The 15,586-nt window shown below is 74.4% G+C and carries 13 protein-coding genes and 4 pseudogenes; 10 read left to right on the plus strand and 7 right to left on the minus strand.

The window, feature by feature from the left end; all coding sequences use genetic code 11:
• The first annotated feature begins 110 nt into the window (after positions 1-110).
• The 6 genes from rplS (at position 111) to ACIP9D_RS11920 (ending at position 3,983) form a co-directional block, all read left to right on the plus strand.
• A complete protein-coding gene (gene rplS, locus ACIP9D_RS11895) occupies positions 111-467 on the plus strand; it encodes a 50S ribosomal protein L19 (protein ID WP_350869958.1) in 357 nt (118 codons plus the stop codon).
• A 181-nt stretch (positions 468-648) separates the two neighbouring features.
• Positions 649-1,521, plus strand: coding sequence for a signal peptidase I (lepB, locus tag ACIP9D_RS11900; RefSeq protein ID WP_350869674.1), 873 nt, complete (start codon positions 649-651; stop codon positions 1,519-1,521).
• A 10-nt stretch (positions 1,522-1,531) separates the two neighbouring features.
• Entirely contained in the window at positions 1,532-2,167 is a 636-nt protein-coding gene (gene lepB / locus ACIP9D_RS11905) for a signal peptidase I (protein WP_350869676.1), read from the plus strand.
• 51 nt (positions 2,168-2,218) lie between these two features.
• Positions 2,219-2,764, plus strand: coding sequence for an NUDIX domain-containing protein (locus ACIP9D_RS11910; RefSeq protein WP_350869678.1), 546 nt, complete (start codon positions 2,219-2,221; stop codon positions 2,762-2,764).
• Positions 2,758-3,663, plus strand: a complete 906-nt coding sequence (locus ACIP9D_RS11915; protein WP_350869679.1) for a ribonuclease HII — start codon at positions 2,758-2,760, stop codon at positions 3,661-3,663. The genes ACIP9D_RS11910 and ACIP9D_RS11915 overlap by 7 nt, the downstream gene beginning before the upstream one ends.
• Positions 3,660-3,983: a DUF2469 domain-containing protein gene (locus ACIP9D_RS11920; RefSeq protein WP_007075222.1), complete on the plus strand. Its 324-nt coding sequence runs from the start codon at positions 3,660-3,662 to the stop codon at positions 3,981-3,983. The genes ACIP9D_RS11915 and ACIP9D_RS11920 overlap by 4 nt, the downstream gene beginning before the upstream one ends.
• 111 nt (positions 3,984-4,094) lie before the next feature.
• Here the strand turns inward: ACIP9D_RS11920 and ACIP9D_RS11925 are convergent, their stop codons facing one another.
• Positions 4,095-5,225, minus strand: coding sequence for a sulfite oxidase (locus ACIP9D_RS11925; RefSeq protein WP_350869681.1), 1,131 nt, complete (start codon positions 5,223-5,225; stop codon positions 4,095-4,097).
• Between the two features lie 394 nt (positions 5,226-5,619).
• On the opposite strand from ACIP9D_RS11925, the pseudogene ACIP9D_RS11930 reads away from it, so the two are divergent.
• Positions 5,620-6,216: pseudogene (locus ACIP9D_RS11930) on the plus strand (murein hydrolase activator EnvC family protein); the annotation flags it as partial.
• Positions 6,217-6,289: 73 nt separating this feature from the next.
• Here the strand turns inward: ACIP9D_RS11930 and ACIP9D_RS11935 are convergent.
• The 6 genes and pseudogenes from ACIP9D_RS11935 to ACIP9D_RS11960 all read right to left on the minus strand — a co-directional run bounded on the left by ACIP9D_RS11935 (position 6,290) and on the right by ACIP9D_RS11960 (position 11,959).
• Positions 6,290-7,471, minus strand: coding sequence for an aminotransferase class V-fold PLP-dependent enzyme (locus ACIP9D_RS11935; protein WP_350869683.1), 1,182 nt, complete (start codon positions 7,469-7,471; stop codon positions 6,290-6,292).
• A gap of 64 nt (positions 7,472-7,535) precedes the next feature.
• Positions 7,536-8,042 (minus strand): annotated as a pseudogene (locus ACIP9D_RS11940) (tyrosine-type recombinase/integrase); the annotation flags it as partial.
• A gap of 141 nt (positions 8,043-8,183) precedes the next feature.
• Positions 8,184-8,600: pseudogene (locus ACIP9D_RS11945) on the minus strand (site-specific integrase); the annotation flags it as partial.
• Positions 8,601-8,769: 169 nt separating this feature from the next.
• Positions 8,770-10,031: pseudogene (dprA, locus tag ACIP9D_RS11950) on the minus strand (DNA-processing protein DprA); the annotation flags it as partial.
• The gene (locus ACIP9D_RS11955; protein ID WP_350869688.1) at positions 10,028-11,548 is read right to left on the minus strand and encodes a YifB family Mg chelatase-like AAA ATPase; all 1,521 of its coding nucleotides are present in this window, start codon (positions 11,546-11,548) and stop codon (positions 10,028-10,030) included. The pseudogene dprA and the gene ACIP9D_RS11955, both read right to left, overlap by 4 nt.
• A 51-nt stretch (positions 11,549-11,599) precedes the next feature.
• The gene (locus ACIP9D_RS11960) at positions 11,600-11,959 is read right to left on the minus strand and encodes a YraN family protein (RefSeq protein ID WP_350869690.1); all 360 of its coding nucleotides are present in this window, start codon (positions 11,957-11,959) and stop codon (positions 11,600-11,602) included.
• A gap of 196 nt (positions 11,960-12,155) precedes the next feature.
• On the opposite strand from ACIP9D_RS11960, the gene ACIP9D_RS11965 reads away from it, so the two are divergent.
• The 3 genes from ACIP9D_RS11965 (at position 12,156) to tsf (ending at position 15,545) form a co-directional block, all read left to right on the plus strand.
• On the plus strand, positions 12,156-13,445 hold the full coding sequence (locus ACIP9D_RS11965; protein WP_400449771.1) for a hypothetical protein: 1,290 nt from the start codon (positions 12,156-12,158) through the stop codon (positions 13,443-13,445).
• A gap of 271 nt (positions 13,446-13,716) precedes the next feature.
• A complete protein-coding gene (rpsB, locus tag ACIP9D_RS11970) occupies positions 13,717-14,583 on the plus strand; it encodes a 30S ribosomal protein S2 (RefSeq protein ID WP_350869694.1) in 867 nt (288 codons plus the stop codon).
• Between the two features lie 134 nt (positions 14,584-14,717).
• Positions 14,718-15,545 carry a translation elongation factor Ts gene (gene tsf / locus ACIP9D_RS11975; RefSeq protein WP_350869695.1) on the plus strand — a complete coding sequence of 276 codons (828 nt, stop codon included), beginning with the start codon at positions 14,718-14,720 and terminating at the stop codon, positions 15,543-15,545.
• The last annotated feature ends 41 nt before the right edge of the window (positions 15,546-15,586 follow it).

Genomic DNA, 15,586 nt, shown 5'->3' on the forward strand with positions numbered 1-15,586 from the left:
CTGCGAGGATCCTCGACCGGGGTCGGCCCGCCCGATCGCCACCCGGGGATCAGAATCACCCATCCGCGCATCGACTGACGATGCGCCGTGAGCCTTACGAGGACGCAGCGATGAACATCCTGGACGCCCTTGACGCCCAGTCGAAGCGGGTCGACCTTCCCGACTTCCGCGCCGGTGACACCGTGAAGGTGCACGCGCGAGTCGTCGAGGGCAACCGGTCCCGTGTGCAGATCTTCCAGGGCGTCGTCATCCGCCGCCAGGGTGACGGGCTGCGCGAGACCTTCACCGTCCGCAAGATCAGCTTTGGTGTCGGCGTCGAGCGGACCTACCCGCTCAACGGCCCGGGCATCGACCGGATCGAGATCGTGACCCGCGGTGACGTGCGTCGCGCCAAGCTCTACTACCTGCGTGAGCTGCGCGGCAAGAAGGCCAAGATCAAGGAGAAGCGGGAGAAGCAGCCCAGCTGACTTCCCGCTCGCCACGCCTGAGCTGCGCATATGCCGTACCGACCGGTCCGCACTACCCTGGTCGGCACGGGCGCAGCCTGGCACTCACCCCGCGACGCCGCGGGGAGCTGTCCACCGCCGCCCGGGGGGCCTCACCGAGGCTCCCGGGCGGCGGTGTCGTTTCTGCTGATCGGGGAGTGGCGTGGCGCAGACGGTTGACGAGGACGGCACCGTCGACCCGTGGCGCCGGCGGGTGCGCCGCAACCGCCGGCAGATGCCGCTCTGGCAGGAGCTTCCGCTGCTGCTGGTGGTCGCGTTCTGCCTCGCCGTGCTGATCCGCACCTTCCTGCTCCAGGCGTTCTTCATCCCCTCCGGGTCGATGGAGGACACCCTCCTCGTCGGCGACCGGGTGCTGGTCAACAAGGTCGTCTACGACGTACGGGATCCGGTGCGCGGCGAGGTGGTGGTCTTCCGGGGCACCGACCGCTGGGCGCCCCAGGTCGACGAGCAGCCCGAGCCGGGCTTCGTGGGCAAGCTCGGCCGGACCGTCGGTGACCTGGTCGGGGTGAGCCGCCCAGGCGAGAAGGACTTCATCAAGCGGGTGATCGGCCTGCCCGGCGACCGGGTGAAGTGCTGCGACGAGCAGGGCCGGGTGACGGTCAACGGCACCCCGCTGGACGAGCCGTACGTCCTGGAGAACTCCCCCCTCGACGTGCCGCCGAACCCCCGGGAGTGCCGCTCACGCCGCTTCGACGAGGTGGTGGTCCCGCCCGGTCAGATCTTCGTGATGGGTGACCACCGGCTGGTCTCTCAGGACGCCCGCTGCCAGGGGCCGGTGCCGATCGACAATGTGGTCGGCCGGGCCTTCACGGTGGTCTGGCCGTCGTCACGGTGGAGCTCGCTACCGGTGCCGGAGACCTTCGACAACGTCTCCGGCCCGGGCGTCGCGGCACCGGCCGCCCCGGCCCCGGCCAGACCGACCCCGGAGGGCGGCGTGCTGCTTCTTCTGCCGCTCACGGCCGCGCTGGCCCGTTCTCGCGCGTTCCGGACGGTGACGTCCAGTCGGGCAACGTAGGCTCCTTGGCGTGATTGACGAGCAGACCGACAAACCGCGTAGCTCCTTCTGGAAGGAGCTGCCGATCCTGCTGGGTGTGGCGATTCTGGTCGCGGTGCTGGTGCGCGCCTTCGTCCTGCAGACCTTCTTCATCCCCTCCCCGTCGATGGAGAACACCCTCCAGATCGACGATCGGGTGCTGGTCAACAAGCTGGTCTACGATTTCCGGTCGCCGCACCGCGGCGAGGTCGTCGTCTTCAAGGCGCCGACCGAGTGGAGCGGCAACCCCGACGGCGAGGACTTCATCAAGCGGGTGATCGGCGTCGGCGGCGACCATGTGGTCTGCTGCGACCCGCAGGAACGGTTGGTGATCAACGGACAGCCGCTCGACGAGCCGTACATCTTCTCCATGGACGGCGTCCGGGACAAGCCGGCCGACCAGGAGTTCGACATCACCGTGCCGAAGGGGCGGCTCTGGGTGATGGGCGACCACCGATCGGCCTCCGGCGACTCGCTGGAGCACTGGCAGCAGTCCGGGCAGAACATCACCAGCGCCACCATCCCCGTGGACGAGGTGGTGGGACGGGCCTTCACCGTCTTCTGGCCGGTGAGCCGGGCCACCTGGCTGAGCGTGCCGGAACAGTACGACGGCATCCCGAACCCGTAGTGGCGCCGGGCGGGCGTGGGCGATCGGCGCCGGGTCTGGCAGGCTGGTGCGGTGAACCTCTACACCCCTCGGCGCGCGGCGCGGGTGCTGCTCGTCGATGCGGACGGCCGGGTGCTGCTCTTCGCCGGGTTCGACCCGGCCCGCCCCGAGCACCGCTACTGGTTCACGCCGGGCGGCGGGCTGGATCCGGGTGAGTCGTCGGCCGCCGGTGCGGCCCGGGAGTTGGCCGAGGAGACCGGGCTGCGGCTGACCCCCGCCGAGCTGGGTGAGCCGGTCTGGCGGGAGACGGTCGAATATCCGTTCGACGGCGTGTGGTACCGGCAGGAGCAGGAGTTCTTCCTGGTCCGGGTGCCGTCCTGGGAGGTGGACACCGCGGGCTTCGACGACGTCGAGCAGGCCAGCGTCACCGGCCACCGCTGGTGGCTGGCCGCGGAGCTGGCGGCGAGCGCCGAGCGTTACTACCCCGTCGACCTGCCCGCCGTGCTGGCCCAGGCGCTGCCCGCCGCTGCTGGTCCGACCGTGGCTGCTCCGGCCGCCGATGCTCCGCCCGCCGAGGGCCCGGCTGGCGTGGCCGGCGAGGGAGGTGCCCGGTGCTGACCCCGCCGCGCACCGTCGTGCGCCGGGAGGCCGGGCTCTACGCGCTGGAGCGGGCGTTGCAGCGGCGCGGGTTCCGCAACGTCGCCGGCGCCGACGAGGCCGGTCGGGGCGCCTGCGCCGGGCCGTTGGTCGCCGCCGCCGCGGTGCTGCCCGAGGGGCGGCGCGGGGAGATCGAGGGGCTCGCCGACTCCAAGCTGCTCACCCCGGCCAGCCGCGAGCGGATCTACGACGAGGTGGTCGACCGGGCCCTGGCGTACGCCGTGGTGGTGATCCCGGCCGAGGAGGTCGACGCGCGGGGGCTGCACGTTTGCAACCTCGCCGCGATGCGCCGGGCGCTGGCCTCGCTCGACACCCGGCCGGACTACGTGCTCACCGACGGCTTCGGCGTGGACGGGCTGGACGTGCCCGGCCTGGCGGTCTGGAAGGGCGACCGGGTGGCCGCCTGCGTCGCGGCGGCCAGCGTGCTGGCCAAGGTCACCCGGGACCGGCTCATGGTGGAGCTGGACGGGACGTTCCCGGCGTACGGCTTCGCCGAGCACAAGGGCTACATCACGCCCGAGCACACCGCCGCGCTGCGGGAGCACGGGCCGTGCCGGGAGCACCGATTCTCGTACGTGAACGTGGCCAGTGTGTCGGGCCGTGACGGCCGGCCGCCGCGGGCCCGTCGGCCCGTCCTGGCAGCCGGCCGGGCGCCCGCCGGAGACGCCCCGGAGACCCTCTTCGGGGACGGCTCGGCGGGGCTCTTCGGCGACGGCCCGACCGGGTCGCCCGGTGGCCCGGACGAGCCGATGGAGCGCTCTTGCGCGCCAGGGAGTACCGTCGGCGTGGCGTTGGGCGAGCAGCCTCGGCCGCCGCTGCCGGTGGGGGAAGATGTGGTCATGGAAGGCGGAGAGCGATGAGCGCGGAAGATCTCGAGAAGTACGAGACCGAGATGGAGCTGCAGCTCTACCGGGAGTACCGCGACATTGTCCGCCAATTCTCCTACGTGGTGGAGACCGAGCGCCGCTTCTACCTGGCCAACCAGGTCGACCTGCACGTACGCAACTCCGACGGCGAGGTCTACTTCGAGGTCGAGATGCACGACGCCTGGGTGTGGGACATGTACCGTCCTGCCCGGTTCGTGAAGAACGTCCGAGTGATGACCTTCAAGGACGTCAACGTCGAGGAGCTGGAGAAGCCCGACATCTCGCTCCCCGCCGACTCCGGCTTCGGCGGCTGACGGCCGCTACGCCCCGGCGGTCGCGCCGGCCCACCACCGCGTCGGCGTCCCCACCCGCCCACGGTCTCCGGCCGGTCGCCACCACACCGGCGGCGCGCGTGCCGCCGCCCGTCACTCCGCGATGACGGCCACCTCGACCCGCTGGACCAGGTTGTTGGCGAAGCCGCCCCGGTTCCACGGCTGCTCGACCGGCTGGGTGCGGCCCGACGCGTCGGTCGCCCGCGCACCGAGGACGTGGCGGCCCGGCCGCGCGTCCCACTCGTAGCGCCAGCGCCGCCAGGAGAACTCCCCGCCGGCCGGCTCGTCCAGAGTGGCCGGTGCCCAGCTGACACCGCCGTCCGTGGTCACCTCGACCGAGACGATCGGGGCGTGACCCGACCAGGCCCGACCGTCCACCGTGCACTGTCCGGGCCGGACCACCCGGGACCGGGACATGAAGTCGGGGAAGCCGGGCGGCCGGACCAGCGCGCGCGGCTCGATCCGGGTCACCGGCACGCCCGGGTCGTCGGCGTCCTGCCGCACCCGGTACGCGACCGCGTTCTGGTAGCCCTGGAACGGCTCGGTGACCACGCTGATCGAGCGGAGCCACTTGACGTGCGCCATCCCGTACCAACCGGGCACGATCAGCCGCAGCGGGGCACCGTGCTGCGGCAGCAGGGGCGCGCCGTTCATCTCGTACGCCAGCAGCACCTCCTCGCGCAGCGCGTCGGCGACCGGCAGCGCCCGCTGGTAGTCCTGCTCGACCCCGCGCTCGACGCCGTGGTCGGCCCCGGTGAAGACCACGTCGACCGCCTCGGGGGCGATGCCGGCCTCACGCAGCAGCGGGGCCAGCGGGGTCCCGGTCCACTCCGCGTTCCCCACCGCCTCCACCAACCAGGGCTGGCTCACCGGACGCGGGTGCAGCAGCGCCCGGCCGTTGCCGGCGCACTCCAGCGTGACCCGCCGGGTGACCCGGGGCCGCTCGCGCAGCTCGGCCAGGCCGAAGGTGCGGGGCCGGTCCACCGCGCCGTCGACGGTCAGCGCGTGCGTCTCCGGGTCCAGCTCCGGGATGTCGTAATGGATCAACAGGTAGTGCAGCCCGGCCGGGGTGACGTCGTAGCGCAGCGCCTCCAGCGGGATGCCGTGGTTGCGCGCGGCCAGGCCCAGCTCCTCGGCGCTGATCCCCTCGTCGGGCTCGGCAAGCCGGGACGGCCCGCTCACCTCGGTCACGGCCGGTCGGCTCAGGTCGTCCACGGTCGTCATGGTGATCTCCCCGGTCCCGACGGCGGCGGCGCCACCGTGCCCGCCGTCCAGCCTAGGGTGTGCCGCCCGGGCAGGGCAGTGGGCCACCCGCCGGGCTCCTGCTGATGGGGGCGGGGTGGGGCCCCGTCGCCCGATGGCTGCGGCTGGCTGTGCGGGACGCGCGGGTTCGTCGGTAGCGGCGGGCTTGTCCGGGGCGCGCCAGTTTGGTGGTGGCGGCTGCCTGTGCGGGGCGTGCCGGCCAGGCGGTATCCGAGCCCGGCGCGGTGGCCGCGGTGGTGGGCCGCCGCTTAGCAGATCAACCGGCCGTGTGGCGACTGTCCACAGGGCGCCCCGTCATCCACAGCCAGCGTCGGCGTCGTGGCGCGGGTGGGTGTCGCCCGGCAGGCTGCCCGTCATGCGACCGCCACCGAGCGACATCCGCCGTACCCTGCTGCTCTGCGCCGTCGTGCCGGTCTGGCTCGCGGTCCAGCTCTGCGTGGCGGTGCTTCTCGCCGCGTTGCCGGCCGCCGCCAGCCCGGGCTGGTCCGCCGGGTCGACCGAGACCGCTCGGGAGCCGGTGCCAGCCGGGACCCGGGGCGTCGCCGGTCAGTTCCGCTGGCCGGTCGACGGTGCGCCGCTGCCGGTGCGTCCCTTCGATCCGCCGCCACAGCCGTGGCTGCCCGGGCACCGGGGCGTCGACCTCGCCGCCGCAGCGGGCAGCACAGTCCGCGCCGCCGGGCCCGGCACCGTGCTCTTCGCCGGCCCGATAGCCGGGCGGCCGGTGGTCACCGTCGGGCATGCCAACGGGCTGCGCACCACCTACGAGCCGGTGGACCCGGCGGTCGCCGGTGGGGCGTCGGTCCGCGCCGGCAGCCCGCTGGGTCTTCTGCTCGCCGGCCATCCGGGCTGTCCGGCCGCCGCCTGCCTGCACTGGGGGCTGCGCCGCGGCGAGCAGTACCTGGACCCGCTGACGCTGCTGGGGCTCGGCCCGGTCCGGTTGCTGCCGGTCGACAGCCCGACCTCGGACCCCGCTGTGGCCTCTCCGGCCGCCGCTCGTCGGGGCGTCGTGGCGGTCCGCCGGTCGGTCAGCGCTGGGCGAGCAGCGGAGGCAGCCGCACCGCGAGCCGCTCGTACTCGTCCGGGGCGTTGTAGACCTGCCCGCAGAGGCGGAGCCAGCCCCGGCCGTTCCACGTCATCACCGCCACCTCGGTGGCGAGCCGCTCGGCGATCCGCTGCTGCAACCCCCGCGCCCCGTCGATGGTGGTGGCCAGACCGGGCGGCAGCGGGATGATCCGCATGGCCACCTCCGGCCCGCCGGGGTCCGGCAGGTCGGCCGGCGCCACGCCGAGCGCGTCACCCACCACCCGTTGGCCGTACGCCGCCAGCGCGGCGTTGTGCGCCCGGACCCGGTCGACGCCGAGGCTGCGCAGGGTGAACAGCCCTGCCGGGGCGGCCAGCCACGATGTGTAGTCGAGGGTCGCCTGCCACTCCATCCGGGCCGGAAAGCCGGCGTCCTGCTCCCACGAGACCACCAGCGGTTCGATCCGGTCCCGCCACGACGGCGCCACCACCAGCGCGGCGGTGCCCCGCGGCGCGTACCCCCACTTGTGCAGGTTGCCCACCCAGAAGTCGGCGCCGACGCTCGCCACGGTGGTCGGCAGCATGCCGGGCACGTGCGCCGCGTCGACCAGCACGGGCACCCCGTGCTCGTGGGCCACACCGACGATGGCGGCGGCGGGAAAGATCTTGGCGGTGGCGGAGGTGAGCTGGTCGATGACGAGCAGCCGGGTCCGGCCCGGGCGCAGCCCGCCCCGGATCGTCTCCACGATCTCCTCGGCGCTGGCGGCCAGCGGCACCGGCAGCACCCGGCTCTCGGCCCCGGTGCGGCGGCACTCCCGCTGGATGGAGAAGCTGACCGCGCCGTAGCCGTGGTCGGTGCTGAGCACCTCGTCGCCGGGGCGCAGGCCCAGCGACTGGAGCACCACGGCGACTCCGGTGGTGGCGTTGGCGACCAGCGCGGTGCCGTCCGGGTCCGCGCCGAGGAAGGCGGCCAGGTGCCGGCGGGTGTGCGCGACCCGGTCGACCAGCCCCTGGGTGAAGAAACGCAGCGGGTTGGCTTCCATCTCGTCGCGCAGCCGCTGCTGGGCCCGCTGAACGCCGAGCGGTACCGCGCCGAACGAGCCGTGGTTGAGGTGGCTGACCGCCGGGTCGAGGGAGAAGAGCAGGCGGGCACCCGGAATCGGCTCCGGTGGCTGCGGGACGCTCACGCGATGATCGTAACTGTCGGTCGATCATCGTCCGCCGGTTCGGGCGGGCGGTGCCCCGGCGGGGTCAGGCGCGGGGATGGGCCTGGCGGTACGCGGCCCGCAGCCGCTCGACCGAGACGTGCGTGTAGATCTGGGTGCTCGCCAGTGACGAGTGGCCGAGCAGCTCCTGCACCGCGCGTAGGTCCGCACCGCCCTCGAGCAGGTGGGTGGCGGCCGAGTGGCGCAGGCCGTGCGGACTGGTCGGGGGCAGGCCGGCGGCCTCGGCGTAGCCGCTGACGATGCGGCGCGCGGTGGTCGGGTTGAGCCGGCCGCCACGGGCACCGAGGAGCAGCGCGTCCCCCGACTGCGCTCCGGCCAGCGCCGGCCGTCCCTGGCGTATCCACTCGTCCAGCGCGCGCTGCGCCGGCACCCCGTACGGCACCGTCCGCTCCCGCCCACCCTTGCCGAACACCCGGACCACCCGGCGGGCGTGATCGACGTCCGCGAGGTCCAGCCCGCACGCCTCACTGACCCGGACGCCGGTGCCGTAGAGCAGCTCCAGCAGCGCGCGGTCCCGCAGCAGCACCGGCTCCGCCGTGCCGGGCACCTCTCCCGCCCCGCCGCCGGCTGGTTCTGCGGTTGCGCCACCAAGGTCGGGTGACTCCAGAGCGTCGCCGGGTGCTGGCGACCCGTCGACCCGGCCGACGCGCGCCGCGGGAAGTCGGCCGGGGGCCTCGACCAGGGCGGCGGCCTGCTCGGCCCGGAGGACGCCGGGCAGCTCCCGGTGGGCACGAGGGCTGGCCAGCGCCGCGCCCACGTCGGTCGGCAGCAGGCCGCGGCGATGTGCCCAGGCACTGAACACCCGGGCGGAGGCGGCTCGCCGGGCAAGTGAGCTCCGGGCCGCTCCGCTCGTCCGCTGCCGCGCCAGCCAGCTGCGCAACACGGTCAGGTCCACGCCGGCGACGTCCGTACAGCCCATCCGGGTGGCGTGGTCGAGCAGCGAGACCAGGTCGGTGACGTACGCCCGCACCGTGTGGGCGGAGCGGTTGCTGACCCGGGACAGATGATCGGCGAACTCGTCGACCGCCTCGCGAAGCGCGGGCGGAAGCGCCTGATGGGCGGCCCGGGTGCCGCCGGCGTCGCGGCTCATCGCCGCCGCACCCGTACGGGCGGACAGGAGCGCCCGGACCGCGCGGACCCGCTGTCGGCTGGCACGGCGCAAGCCTACGGGCGTCCCGACCCGGACGCGCGCCACTAGCTCGCGCGGCCCCGGCGCGCGCCACTGGCTCGCGCGGCCCGGCCCTGGCTCGAGTGGCCCGGCCCGCCCCTGGGCTCGCGCGGCCTGGCGCGGCAGGCGCGACCCGGCGCGCTGTCCGGATCGTCACCCGTCGCCGGCGGGGTTGGCCGGCACCCGGTTGGGCGGCGCGAGGGCGTACCCGTCGTCGCGGCGGACCACCAGGGTCAGCTCTTCCAGCAGGGAGAGCTTGCGCAGCGCGGTCCGCACGTCCAGGCCGGCTCGGGCGGCGAGGCGCTGCACGTCGGCCCTGCCGCGCCGGGGCATCGCCTCCAGCACCGACCGGGCCTCGTCGTCGAGCGCGTCGGTCGGCCGATCCGGCCCGCGCGCCGGCGGCGCCAGGTCGGCGCCGATCCGGCCCACCTCCTCCAGCACGTGCGCCACCCCGGTCACCAGGCGGGCCTTCGGATGGTCCCGGAGCAGCTCGTGGGTGCCGACCGACATCGCGGAGGTGACCGGACCCGGTACCACCATCGCCGGACGGCCGAGCGCGAGCGCCCGGTGCGCGGTCTGCGTCGCGCCGCTGCGGGCCGAGGCCTCCACCACCACGGTGCCGAGAGTGCCGGCCGCGATGACCCGGTTGCGGATGAGGAACCGCGGGCGCAACGGCTCGGCGCCGGGCAGCCACTCGCTCACCAGCAGCCCGCTCTCGGCGATCCGGTCGAAGAGCGCGGCGTTGCCCATCGGGTAGGGCCGGTCCACGCCGCAGGCGAGTACGGCCACCGTCAGGCCCCCGGCGTTGAGTGCGCCTCGGTGCGCGGCGGCGTCGATCCCGAACGCGCCACCGGAGACGACCGTCCAACCCCGGTCGGCCATGCCGTAGCCGATCTCGGTGGCGACGTGCGTCCCGTAGCCGGTGCAGGCCCGGGCGCCGACCACGGCGACCGAGCGGTCCAGCGCCTCGGCCAGCGGCCACGAGCCGCGTACCCAGAAGCAGAGCGGCGGAGCGGTCTCGGTGTCGACCCTGCGGTAGGCCCCGGGCAGTTCGAGCTTGCGCAGGTCGGCGAGGCGGGCCGGCCATTCCTCGTCCTCCGGGGTGACGATCCGTGCGCCGAGGCGCTCGGTGCGTGCGAGCGCGTCGGCGGCGGCGGCCTGGGCGTCACCGTGGGCGCTGCGGGCGGCCACCGCCGACCGCAGCTTCTCCTCCGGAGCCCGGCCGGCGAGCAGCAGGTCGAGTGTCGACACCGGACCGAGCCGGGTGACCAGCCGGTACACCGAGCGGGTGCCCGGCTCGGTCAACCAGGTCAGTGCGACCCGGGCCAGCGTTCGTTCCTCCTGGGTGCTCATGTCGCGTCCCCCGTCCGCAGTTGGATGGCCTCCCGCACGTCGTCACGGTCCGGCCGGTCCCGGCCGTCGAGGTCCGCGATGGACCAGGCCATCCGGATGACCCGGTCGAAGCCCCTGGCGGAGAGCGACCCCGAGTCGAGCCGGCCGCGCAGCTCCGCCGTGTCCCGCGCGGGCAGGCGCCACGGTGCCCGGCGCAGGTGCGGCCCGGGCACCTCGGCGTTGAGCCGGCGGCCGAGGCCCGCCCAGCGCTCGGCCGCCGCCTGCCGTGCCGCCGCCACCCGTTGCCCCACCGCCGCCGAGGACTCGCCACCGCCGTCACTGGCCATCAGCTCCGCCGCCCGCACCGGCGGCAGCTTCACCTGCACGTCGATCCGGTCGAGCAGTGGCCCGGAGAGGCGGCCGAGGTAGCGTCGGCGGGCCAGTGGACTGCACTCGCAGTAGGCGTCGCCGGCCGGCTTGGCGCACGGGCACGGATTGGCGGCGAGCACCAGCTGCGTGCGGGCCGGGTATTCGGTGCCACCCTGGCTGCGGGCCAACTGGACCCGCCCGTGCTCCAACGGCTGGCGCAGCGCCTCCAGGGCGCCCTTGCTGAATTCGGGCGCCTCGTCGAGGAAGAGCACCCCGCGGTGGGCCAGCGAGATCGCGCCCGGTCGGGCCAGCCCGGAGCCGCCACCGACCAGCGACGGCACGGTCGCGGTGTGATGTGGGGCCTGGAACGGTGGCCGGCGCAGCAGCCGGCCGCCGGGCGGCAGCAGGCCGGCGATGGAGTGCAGGGCGGTGACCTCCAGCGCGGCGTCGTCGTCCAGCGCGGGCAGGATCGAGGGGAGCCGTTCGGCCAGCATCGTCTTGCCGGCGCCCGGCGGGCCGAGCAGGGCCAGGTGGTGCCCGCCGGCGGCGGCGACCTCCAGCGCCCGCCGGCCCAGCGACTGCCCGGCCACGTCGATCAGGTCGAGCTCATCGCCGGTCGGCGACGGCTCGACGGCGGCCGGCTCGATCAACGGGGTGCCGTCGCGGACGAAGGCGACCAGCCGGTGCAGGGTGTCGACCGCCCGGACCCGTACGCCGGGGATGACGGCCGCCTCGGCCGCGTTGCCCTGGGGCACGATCACCCGCTCGATGCCGGCCCGGGCGGCCGCGGCGACCATCGGCAGCACGCCGCGTACCGGCCGGACCGTCCCGTCCAGCCCCAGCTCGCCGAGGATCACCACCTGGTCCAGCGGTACCAACGGCAGCTCGCCGGAACCGCCCAGCAAAGCCGCGGCGATGGCCAGGTCGAACGCCGAACCGAACTTCGGCAGGGTGGCCGGCAGCAGGTTGAGCGTGATCCGCCGGTTCGGCCAGCGCTGGCCGGAGTTGACCACGGCGGCGCGGACCCGGTCCCGGGCCTCGTGCAGCGCGGTGTCCGGCAGGCCGGAGATCACCACCGCGGGCAATCCGGCGGCCAGGTCGGCCTCCACCTCCACCAGGTGTCCGGTCACCCCGACCAGCCCGACGCAAAGCACCTTCGCGTAGCTCATCGCGCGCTGCCCGTCCGGGCCGGGCCGACGGGTGTCGTCCGCCCGGGCATCTCAGAACGCGCCCTTGAGGTGCTCCACCCGGGCCGGGCCGGCGTCGGGCAGCCGGACCGAGAGCACGTCGAAGCGGACCTCGTCGGCGGTGGTGCCGGTCTCGGCCAGCCACCGGGCGGCCAGGCCGCGCAGCCGCCGGGCCTTGGCCGGTACGACGGCCTCGGCCGGGCTGCCGAACTCGCCGCCCCGACGGGTCTTCACCTCGCAGAACGCGAGCACCGGCCCGTCCCAGGCGATGATGTCGATCTCTCCGGCCGGGCAGCGCCAGTTCCGGGCGACCGGCCGCAGCCCCGCCCCGATCAGGTGTCGGACGGCGCACCGCTCGCCGTACGCGCCGACCGCCTGGTTCCGCTTCGTCATGGCCGGCACGCTGCCCTGCTCCGGCCGCTCGGGGCGACCCCGGACCGGCCGGCCTGTGGACGGCGCCCCGCCTGTGGACGGCCGGACGATCATGCCGGCCGCGTGCTATGTCACCTGGGCCGACCGGCGGAATCGGAGGCGGTGCGGCGTCAGGGTCGAATGGCGTCCGCCGGGCCGGTCGCATACGGTGCCGGACGTGGACGGACGACGGAGCTTCCCCGACGACCAGGAGTCGCGCTGGTACCCCGGTGAGCGCGAGCGCGGCTACGAGCCGGACTGGCGCGGCGCGGACGACGCGCGTCCTCCGCGGGACGAGGGGTTCCGGGCCCCGGAGCAGCGTGGCGCCGGCGACGAGCCCCGCTACGCCGACACCGCGGGCTACCGCGAGCCGGCGCGCTTCGGCGCGGCCGACGCCGACTCTGGCCGGTTCGCAGCGGCCGACGGGGGTTTCGGCGTCGCCGAGGCCGACTCTGGCCGGTTCGCAGCGGCCGACGGGGGTTTCGGCGTCGCCGAGGCCGACTCCGGCAGGTTCGCGGCGGTCGACTCCGGGTTCGGCGTGGCCGAGAGCGACTCTGGCCGGTTCGCGGCGGTCGACTCCGGGTTCGGCGTGGCCGAGCGGGACGCCCGACGCCGGGCCGAGCCGGGAGGGTTCGGCACCGAGGACGACTCGGGACGCTTCGGGGCGGTGCGGCCGGCCGGGGATGACCGGCAGGATTCCACCGGCTACCGGGTCAACCGGGCACGGCGCGCCGAACCGGACCCCACGGAGGTCTCCGGCGACCTGACCCTCGCGCGCACGGGCCGCCGCGCCGAACCGGACCCGGCTGAGGTTCCCGGCGACCTGACTCTTTCCCGCGCGAGCCGCCGTGCCGAAGCGGACCCGGCGGACGCCACCGGCGACCTGGCCGCCGGGCGGGCCGGCCGCCGCGCCGCCCGGGAGGTGACGGAGCCGGTCGCCCCCGAGCCGCCGGCCGCCGCCCGGGAGCCCGAACCCGCCGGGGCCGAGCCGCCCCGGACCGCCCCACTCGCCGGCTATCCGATCGTCGACGCCGGCCGGGGCGGTGGGCAGCCGCACCCGCTGGAGATGCCGACCGGGCCGATGCAGCCGATCGGGCCCCGCGCCGACCTGCCGCCGTACCTGCCGGGCGCCGCGCCGGACGGGGCACGCCAGCCCGCCGGCGACGGGGTCTACCGGACCCGCCGGCCGGTGCTGGCGGTGCTCTTCGCCCTGCTCGCCCTGGTCTTCGAGATCCCCGCGCTGCGGTTGCTGGCCAGCGGCGTGACCGGGGACCCGGTCTCGGCCGGGAACGTGGTGGCGGGGACCTTCCTGGTCGCCGGGCTGCCGATCTTCGCGATCGGGCTGTACGGGCTGCGTACCGGTGGATTGTCTCTGGCCGACGGCGGCCGGGGCTGGTTGCGCCCGCCGACGGCCTACCTGACCGTCGCCCTGGTGCTCTTCGTCGCCGCCGCGCTCGCCGCCGGCTGACGCGCGCGCCGGTCGCCCTACCGGCCGGCCGGTCGGCCGCCCTGGTGGGCCCGGCGCACCCGGAGGCCGGCGGGCGGGGGAGGGGCGTACACTGGTCGACTGGCGACCGCCTCGTGCGGTCGACCTCGCGCGCCCTCTCCACGAGCCGTCGTGGGGCGACGGCCTCCCTGGTCCCGATCTTGATCGGGCCCGCCATGGCCGGCGACCGGGCGCCAGGACGCCCGGCCGCCGGCCGGGCGCGACAACCAGGGACCGCAAGGAGTACCCCACCATGGCCGTCGTGACCATGCGTCAGCTGCTGGAGAGCGGTGTCCACTTCGGGCACCAGACCCGGCGCTGGAACCCGAAGATGAAGCGCTTCATCTTCACCGAGCGCAACGGTATCTACATCATCGACCTGCGCCAGACCCTCGACTACATCGAGAAGGCGTACGAGTTCGTGCGTGGCACCGTCGCCGAGGGCGGCAGCATCCTCTTCGTCGGCACCAAGAAGCAGGCCCAGGAGGCGATCTCCGAGCAGGCGACGCGGGTCGGCCAGCCGTACGTGAACCACCGCTGGCTCGGTGGCATGCTGACCAACTTCCAGACCGTGTACAAGCGGCTGCAGCGGATGAAGGAGCTGGAGGCTCTCGGTGACCTGAGCGGCACCGCCGCCGGCTACACCAAGAAGGAGACCCTGCAGCTCTCCCGCGAGAAGATCAAGCTGACCCGCACCCTGGGCGGCCTGCGGGACATGCAGAAGCTCCCGGCTGCGATCTGGGTGGTCGACACCAAGAAGGAGCACATCGCCGTCGATGAGGCCCGCAAGCTGGGCATCCCGGTGATCGCGGTGCTCGACACCAACTGCGACCCGGACGAGGTCGACTTCCCGATTCCGGGCAACGACGACGCGATCCGCTCGGCCGAGCTGCTGACCAAGGTCGTCGCCGCCGCCGTGGCCGATGGTCTGATCGCCCGTTCCGGCCGGCGCCGGGGCACCGACGAGAAGCCGGAGCCGGGCGTCGCCTCCGACGAGCCGCTGCCCGAGTGGGAGCGCGAGCTGCTCGAGGAGCCGAAGAAGGCCGACGAGCCGGAGCAGCCGGCCGCGCAGCAGCAGGAGCAGCCGGCCGCCCAGCCGGCGGCCGCCGCCGCGGAGTGACCGTACCGTCGCTGTCCGGCCGTCCGTTTCGGCGGACGGCGGACAGCGACGGCCGGGTCGGCACATCCGGCCCGGATCCGGGTAACCGGCACCTCTGACCATCCACACGCCGTCTCAACATCGAAGAGAGAGCCATGTCCCAATTCACCGCCGCGGACGTCAAGAAGCTCCGCGACCTCACCGGCGCCGGCATGATGGACAGCAAGAAGGCGCTGACCGAGGCCGAGGGCGACTTCGACAAGGCCGTCGAGATTCTGCGCGTCAAGGGCGCCAAGGACGTCGGCAAGCGGGCCAGCCGGACCGCCGCGAACGGCCTGGTGGCGCACTCCGGCCAGGCGCTGCTCGAGCTCAACTGCGAGACCGACTTCGTGGCCAAGACCGAGTCGTTCATCGCCCTGGCCCAGCAGCTGGTCGAGCACGGCGAGCGTTCCGGCGTCACCAACGCCGAGGAGCTGCTCGCCAGCGAGCTGGACGGCCGGCCGGTGGCCGACCTGATCCAGGAGCAGTCCGCCAAGATCGGCGAGAAGCTGGTGCTCAACCGGTTCGTCAAGCTCGACGGCACCACCGCCGTCTACCTGCACCGCAAGGCCCAGGACCTGCCCCCGGCGGTCGGCGTGCTGGTGCAGTACACCGGCAAGACCGACGAGGCCGGCGACGCCGACGCTCGTGGCGTCGCCATGCAGATCGCCGCGATGCGGCCGAAGTACCTCACGCGTGACGAGGTGCCGGCCGAGATCGTCGAGTCCGAGCGGCGCATCGCCGAGCAGACCGCCCGCGAGGAGAACAAGCCCGAGGCGGCCCTGCCGAAGATCGTCGAGGGCCGGGTGAACTCGTTCTTCAAGGACTTCGTCCTGGTCGAGCAGGCGTCGGTCACCGACAACAAGAAGTCGGTGAAGCAGGTGCTGGCCGAGGCTGGCATCGAGGTCACCCGCTTCGAGCGGTTCGAGGTCGGCCAGGCCTGAGCCGTCACCGGGCGCCTCGGCGCCCGTGGGCAGGAAACGTA

It is taken from the genome of Micromonospora sp. NPDC093243 (assembly GCF_044753725.1).
GTDB lineage: Bacteria > Actinomycetota > Actinomycetes > Mycobacteriales > Micromonosporaceae > Micromonospora.

Excerpts from the sequence above, each read along its gene's own strand:
- rplS (WP_350869958.1), top strand. The coding sequence starts at position 111 with ATGAACATCCTGGACGCCCTTGACGCCCAGTCGAAGCGGGTCGACCTT.
- ACIP9D_RS11920 (WP_007075222.1), top strand. The coding sequence starts at position 3,660 with ATGAGCGCGGAAGATCTCGAGAAGTACGAGACCGAGATGGAGCTGCAG.
- ACIP9D_RS11925 (WP_350869681.1), bottom strand. The coding sequence starts at position 5,225 with ATGACGACCGTGGACGACCTGAGCCGACCGGCCGTGACCGAGGTGAGC.
- ACIP9D_RS11955 (WP_350869688.1), bottom strand. The coding sequence starts at position 11,548 with ATGAGCTACGCGAAGGTGCTTTGCGTCGGGCTGGTCGGGGTGACCGGA.
- ACIP9D_RS11960 (WP_350869690.1), bottom strand. The coding sequence starts at position 11,959 with ATGACGAAGCGGAACCAGGCGGTCGGCGCGTACGGCGAGCGGTGCGCC.
- rpsB (WP_350869694.1), top strand. The coding sequence starts at position 13,717 with ATGGCCGTCGTGACCATGCGTCAGCTGCTGGAGAGCGGTGTCCACTTC.
- tsf (WP_350869695.1), top strand. The coding sequence starts at position 14,718 with ATGTCCCAATTCACCGCCGCGGACGTCAAGAAGCTCCGCGACCTCACC.